This window comes from Elusimicrobia bacterium HGW-Elusimicrobia-1 (assembly GCA_002841695.1).
Classification (GTDB): domain Bacteria; phylum Elusimicrobiota; class Endomicrobiia; order PHAN01; family PHAN01; genus PHAN01.
Map to the genome: position 1 here is coordinate 37,030 of PHAN01000014.1, position 6,367 is coordinate 43,396.

Genomic DNA, 6,367 nt, shown 5'->3' on the forward strand with positions numbered 1-6,367 from the left:
TTGTCATTGCGAGAATCTCACAGAAATCGTCATTCCCGTGTAAACGGGAATCCAGAAATTTTTGCAACATGTTGAAATACTGGATTCCCGATAAAAGCATTCGGGAATGACAAACCAAAAAACGAGATTGCCACGGTCAAAGGCAAGCCCTTGACCTCGCAATGACAAAATAAAAATCATCGTGAGCCGTTTTCTTCAAGAATCCTGAATGTCTTTTCCTGCGACAACTTTACGAGGTCGTCGCCGTTGAAAATTTTCGTGCCGCCGCGGACGACCGACACGCGCTCGGTGCAGCAATAGCAAGGGTCTACGGCCGCAAGACACAGCGCGGCGTCTGAAATCGTCTGCTGGAGCGCGGATTTTTCGTTCGTGGGCACGTTCATAAAACTCGGAGCGCGTATCTTGTGCCTCACGGGACGGTTCGTGCCGTCGGAGCGGATGTAATGGAATACCTCGCCGCGCGGCGCCTCGTGACGGCCTATGCCTTCGCCCGGAGGAACGTTTTTAACTTCCGTCTCGACAGGTCCGGCTTCGGTTTTGAGGCGTTCGAGACATTGATTTATTATTTTGACCGACTCGTACATCTCAAGAACTCTGACGACGAGTTTGTCGAATATATCGCCGTTTTGGCATACGATAACCTTAAAGTCCACCATCCCGTAAGCCGCGTAGGGGTCGTCGCGGCGCACGTCGATGTCGACGCCGGAAGCGCGGGCAGTCGGTCCGACGGCGGAATAATTTATGATGTCCTCTTTCGTAAGAATTCCCACGCCTTTGGTGCGAAGGTGAATCGTGGGGTCGTCCATAACCGCGCCCTTGAACATATCCAGCACGGGCACAAGGCCTTTGAGCGCGCTAATAAACTCGTCTATTTTGGCCGGCGGGATGTCGCGCCTTACGCCGCCTACTTTAAACATAGCGTAATGCTGACGGTTTCCCGATATCATCTCAAGAATATCGCAGACGGTCTCGCGGTGTTTCCACGACCACATCCACACGGTGTTGTATCCCAGAAAATGTCCGGCCAGGCCCAGCCACAGAAGGTGCGAGTGAATTCTTTCGAGTTCCCCTATGACGGTGCGGATAAGTTTGGCTCTCGTCGGGACGTCGAGACCCATCGCGTCTTCGACGGTATTTACAAAAGCGAACGGATGGCTCGTGGAACATATCCCGCAGATTCTCTCGACCAGAAACACCGCCTGGTCGAAGGTTTTGGACTCGGAGAGTTTTTCTATCCCGCGATGGTTGTAACCTATCTCGATGTCGAGCTGCTTGACTATTTCGCCCTCGACGTGCAGACGGAAAAACTCCGGCTCCTCTTGCAGAGGATGATAGGGGCCTATGGGAACTACGGTTCTGAGGCAATCTTTATTTTGAGTCATTTTGGTTCTGCCTTAATGGATATTCGCCCTGCGGCCAGTCGTCGGCAAGAAGCAACCGCTTCAAATCCGGATGGCCTTTGAAATCCACGCCGAACATCTCGCAAATCTCGCGCTCTATCCATTCAAACGCTTTGGCCACCGGAGCCAGCGACGGCATTTCGGGTTTTTCCCTAGAACCGGCGAATACCCTGAGCGTTATGACGTCGCCGGTTTTATCGTCGGAAAAATGGTACAGAATCTCTATGTCGTGTCTCGTGTCTATGGCGGTTGCTATGGAAAATCTCAAGCCCAGAGAGGAGAACATATAACGCGCCATATCCTCAAGCGACGCTTTGTCTATGTCGATGTACCAGCGCCGGGCGTTCTTTTTAAACGTCTTCTTTATCAAAGACGCCTTTTGGGCCAGTATCGTATCAAGCGCTCGTTCGCTCATTTTTTTCCTTCCAAAGCGGCTATCAGTTTGGCGACGCCCGCGATCATCGCTTCCGGCTTGGGCGGACAGCCGGGGATGTAAGCGTCCACGGGGATTATTCCGTCGAGCGGGCCCACTACATTATAAGAATCGTGGAACATCCCCAGTCCGCAGGCGCAAGTTCCCACCGCCACCACGAAACACGGCTTGGCCGCGGCGTCGTAAAGTTTTTTTATCCGCGGCGCGGTCTTTCTGTTGGGAACGCCCGTAACCAGAAGAACGTCGGCGTGGCGCGGACTGCCCACGAGCTGAATGCCGAACCGCTCCAGGTCAAAACGCGGCGTGAGGCAGTCGAGTATCTCGATGTCGCAGTTATTGCACGGGCTTGTAGCCGCGTGAAAAACAAAAAGTGATTTGGTAAGGTGCTGCGGTTTCATAGTTAAAGTGGTTAGTGATTAGTGGATAGTGATTAGTGGTCTTTACTATCCACTATCCACTCGCCACTATCCACTGTCCTTGCTCAATATCCCGCCAGCGCAAGCATTACCGCGACGGCGCCGGTTCCTATTCCTATCGTCCACATAAGCTTTATCGCGTGGTCTATGCGGAAGCGCGGATTGGTATTCCTGACCAGAGTAAGCAGGAGAACAACCAGCGGATATTTTACCAAAAGCCAAAGATTTCTCGACGGGAAAAATAACGCCACGGCAAAAATCGGAAGCGCGGACAAAAGAATCGTCTTTGAGAGTTTATGAAAAGCAAGAAGCGGCCCTGAGTACTCCATATAAATGCCGCCGGCCAGTTCGGTTTCGGCCTCGGCCATATCGAAAGGAACCATACCGAGTTTGGCCATAATTACAACCAGAAAAGCCGCGAAAGCCAGTATTCCCGACGGAGAGGATATGATGGCGCCCGATTCGACCTGGCGCGCGACCATACCGGCCAGTGAAACCGACCCCGTCTTTATAATGGCCGTTATCAGCGCTAAAATAAACAGCGCTTCGTAGGCGAGCATTAATTTGATTTCGCGCGACGCACCGACCGACGACAGCGGATTTTCCGACGCCAGCGAACCGGCCACTGTCGCTATCGACGGTATCATAAGAATATAGAGCAAAAGTATTACGTCGCCGGTAAAGCCGCGCTGCAACAAAAGAGCCGAACCGATAAGGGTTGCGGCCGTTACGGAAGCGGCCAGAGCCGCCACAGGGGCGGCGACAAAAAGCCACGCCGCCTGAACGCGCGGGATGGTTATTTCCTTGGCGAAAAGTTTTCTTAAGTCGTAGTAGGGCTGAAGAAAAGGCGGCCCGACGCGATACTGCACGCGGGCGGTCACTTTTCTGTCGAACCACGACGCGAGCATTCCCAGGGCTGACGAGAAAATAAAACCCGGAAATACGATAAGAGCAAACAGCATTTCGGCCATGTTTATATACCTTGCGGTCTATTTCCTGCTTATTCCTCTACTATTCGCCAGCGGCATTAAGAAGTGGTTAGTGGCGAGTGGATAGTGGTTAGTTTTTTTCTGCTATTCACTCGCCACTATCCACTAACCACTGCTTTTCTCCCACACGACCGTTCTGACGGCCAGATAATCATTTATCACATAGAGATTTTTCATGGGGTCGTCGGCGGGCACTTCGGCCCACGACAATGCGTGTGACGGGCAAGCGCCCACGCAAAAAGGCGGTTTCTCGTCGGAAGTCCTTCCGGCGCACCAGTCGCAGCCGGATGTCTTAAACGGCAGAATCTCTTCGTAAATCACGCCGAACGGGCAGGCCATGGCGCAGGATTTGCAGGACGTGCAGAGCATCGAATGGCGTTCGAGTATGCCCGACGCGTTTCTTTCGAGCGCTTTGTTCGGGCAGGATTTTATACAGGACGCTTCCTGGCACCGGCGGCACACCAAAAACTGGCAGGCCTTGGCCATAGCGCGTTCAATGCCGTTGTTGACGGGGCTCGAGTGATAAAAATAAGAGCATCCCGCCTCGCACTTGGCGCAGGCATAGCATTTTTCGAGGTCGACAACCAGTTTTTTCATATCAACCCTTTTTCACTTCCCACTTTCTGCTTTCCACTCACGACTTGTCCAATATTATCCTTATTATATCGTGGCGGCTGACTATGCCCACAACCTTATTGTCGGTGTCCGTTATGATGACACGGCGATATTTTTTCTCGGAAATCGTAAGAGAAATCTTGTCCACTTCGGAATCCGGCGAAAAAGTGACCACATTTTTTGTCATCACGTCGGAAACCTTGGTCGAACGCGCGCTGCCGGAAAAAACAAGGTTCAAAATATCATTTTCGCTGATTATCCCCACGAGTTTGCCGCTATCATCCACGACCGGCAGACCGCTGACTCTTTTGTTGTAAAGAAGATTTACGGCGTCGTATATCGTGGCGTCGGGTTGTATCGTGGTAATGTTGGTCGACATTATGTCTTTGGCTTTAAGCATATCCATATCGCCTCCTTGTGGCCGGTCACACAAACGGGTCGCCGATGTGTTTAAGTTTGTCGTAAGTAAAAACCGGGCCGTCTTTACAGATGAAATATTCGCCTATCTGGCAATGTCCGCACTTGCCCAGACCGCAGGACATATTGGCTTCCATCGACAGATATATATCTTTAGGGTCAAAGCCCAGCGAAATCAGTTTCATCGTCGAAAACTTCATCATTACCGGCGGGCCGCAAACCACGGCCGCGGTTTTTTGCGGATCGAATTTGGCCTTGTCAAGAAGACAGGTAACCAGTCCGACCTCGCCTTCCCAATCCATATCGACGGGGCAAACGTCCACGCTTTTTAGAATCTCTAATCCCCTGGTCTTGTTCCATTCAGGGAAAAGATATTTATAGACGACGTCGCCGGGGGTCTTGGAGCCGTACGCCAGAATTATTTTTGTGAATTTGGAAACATCGGAAAGCAGGGTATAAAGCAAACTTCTCAACGGAGCCAGACCCACGCCGCCGCCGAGTATGAGAACCTCTTTGCCGTGAAAAGATTCCACGGGATACGATGTTCCGTACGGCCCTCTGATGCCGAGTTTTTCGCCGCCCTTCATAGCGTGCAGACGGTCCGTGACGAAACCGGCTTTCATTATTGTGATTTCAATTTTATCGGTTTTCAGGGGAGATGAAGAAGGCGTGAACGGCGCTTCGCCGACACCCGGCACAACCAATTCCACGAACTGTCCCGTCTTGAACGAAAACGGCTCAAGCGGTTTGATAACGAACGTTTTTATGTTGGGCGTCTCGTCGATAACACGCTCAAGCAACGCTTCGATGGGCCGGTATATATGTTTTTTCATTTTCATTTCCGCGGAATGGCGCCGGAGAGTTTCTGAAGCGATTCTCTTATGTCTATTTTGCCCGGGCAAACCTCAATGCATCTGCCGCAGCCGGAACAGGCCAAAAGCCCGAAATTCTTGGGGCGATAAACAAGTTTGCACATATAATAATTTCTTAACCGCTGATATTTCTCGCGTCGCGGGTTCGAGCCGCCGGCTACGCGTGCGTATCCGGCAGATTGGCAGGAATCCCACGTGCGCGTTTTATCCCAGAAGCCCTGCGTCTCTCCCAGAAGAAAACAATAACAACTGCCGCAGACCCAGCGACAGCCGTCGCACTCCACGCAGGTTTTGGAAATCGAGCCGTCTTTCCACAGGGTCGAGTTCTCCGAGGCGGCGACGATTTCAGAAGGTTCGCGCCAGTCAAAGCGCGAATTTTGGGCGGCGACTTTCTCGGCCACGGCGCGGCGGTTTTTTTCTTTTTCGCGCGTCTGCTGGTCGATAGCTTTCTGAAACAGGTTGGGCGACTGTCTTACGAGGTCCTCGCCGATGTTTGAGCCGCATTCCACGACGAATCCTTCGGCTATGGGCGAGAGATTGATGTCGAAGTTTTTTTCCGGCCAGGGATTAAGTCCCATTTTTACGCAAAAGCAGGTATCCTTGCAGTCGGTGCAGTCGGCGGATATCAAAAGAGTGTCGGCGCGCTTGCGCTTGTAAAAATCGTCCTCGGCGGAGCCGCCCAGAAATATGCCGTCGGAGGTGTGCAGAAGACGGATGTCGCAGGATTTGACGCCCAAAACAGCCGAGGGAAACGGCTCGGGACTGTCGAGGACTTCCGACGGAGGAAAGAAAAACATCTTGGGCGGAATAGCGGCTCGATAACGGCCTGTCACGACATGTTCCACGGTGTCGGTGGAAAATTTGGCCCATTCGTAATCCGCGGATTTTTCCTTAAGCGCGAATAAAGACCTCGCGCTCAGCACTTTAAGGAGGAATCTCGATAGGTTTTGTCTGTTTATGAAATATTGCATTCGGATGCGCGCCGTTCTTAAAGAGCTCGGCACAAAAAGGCGGCGCGGCTCGACGGGCGGGTAAAAAAAATCAAAAATTATCGCTAAACTTCGCGGAGAGTATACAAAATTTGGCGGGTCAAGCAAAATCGGGACGGGGGATTAAAAGAGAGTGAATATTAAAAACAAAAACTGTGGCGACGAATGGAAGGCGCGGCGTCGGACAATGGTAAATTCCCCCTTAACAAAGGGGGTACGGGGGTTGTAAAATCGCC

8 protein-coding genes are annotated in these 6,367 nt (G+C 51.9%); all 8 read right to left on the reverse strand.

Annotated features, from left to right (window positions below; translation table 11 throughout):
* Positions 1 to 176: 176 nt before the first annotated feature.
* Entirely contained in the window at positions 177 to 1,382 is a 1,206-nt protein-coding gene (locus tag CVU77_07460) for an NADH:ubiquinone oxidoreductase (GenBank protein PKN01020.1), read from the reverse strand.
* A complete protein-coding gene (locus CVU77_07465) occupies positions 1,369 to 1,815 on the reverse strand; it encodes a hypothetical protein (GenBank protein PKN01021.1) in 447 nt (148 codons plus the stop codon). Before CVU77_07465 ends, CVU77_07460 begins: the two co-directional genes overlap by 14 nt.
* Positions 1,812 to 2,231, reverse strand: coding sequence for an NADH:ubiquinone oxidoreductase (locus CVU77_07470; GenBank protein PKN01022.1), 420 nt, complete (start codon positions 2,229 to 2,231; stop codon positions 1,812 to 1,814). Before CVU77_07470 ends, CVU77_07465 begins: the two co-directional genes overlap by 4 nt.
* A gap of 83 nt (positions 2,232 to 2,314) precedes the next feature.
* The gene (locus CVU77_07475) at positions 2,315 to 3,220 is read right to left on the reverse strand and encodes a hypothetical protein (GenBank protein PKN01023.1); all 906 of its coding nucleotides are present in this window, start codon (positions 3,218 to 3,220) and stop codon (positions 2,315 to 2,317) included.
* 123 nt (positions 3,221 to 3,343) lie between these two features.
* Positions 3,344 to 3,835, reverse strand: a complete 492-nt coding sequence (locus CVU77_07480; GenBank protein ID PKN01024.1) for a hypothetical protein — start codon at positions 3,833 to 3,835, stop codon at positions 3,344 to 3,346.
* Between the two features lie 37 nt (positions 3,836 to 3,872).
* On the reverse strand, positions 3,873 to 4,259 hold the full coding sequence (locus CVU77_07485; protein ID PKN01025.1) for a hypothetical protein: 387 nt from the start codon (positions 4,257 to 4,259) through the stop codon (positions 3,873 to 3,875).
* 19 nt (positions 4,260 to 4,278) lie between these two features.
* Entirely contained in the window at positions 4,279 to 5,103 is an 825-nt protein-coding gene (locus tag CVU77_07490; GenBank protein PKN01028.1) for an oxidoreductase, read from the reverse strand.
* A gap of 2 nt (positions 5,104 to 5,105) precedes the next feature.
* The gene (locus tag CVU77_07495) at positions 5,106 to 6,239 is read right to left on the reverse strand and encodes a hypothetical protein (protein ID PKN01026.1); all 1,134 of its coding nucleotides are present in this window, start codon (positions 6,237 to 6,239) and stop codon (positions 5,106 to 5,108) included.
* Between the last annotated feature and the right edge of the window lie 128 nt (positions 6,240 to 6,367).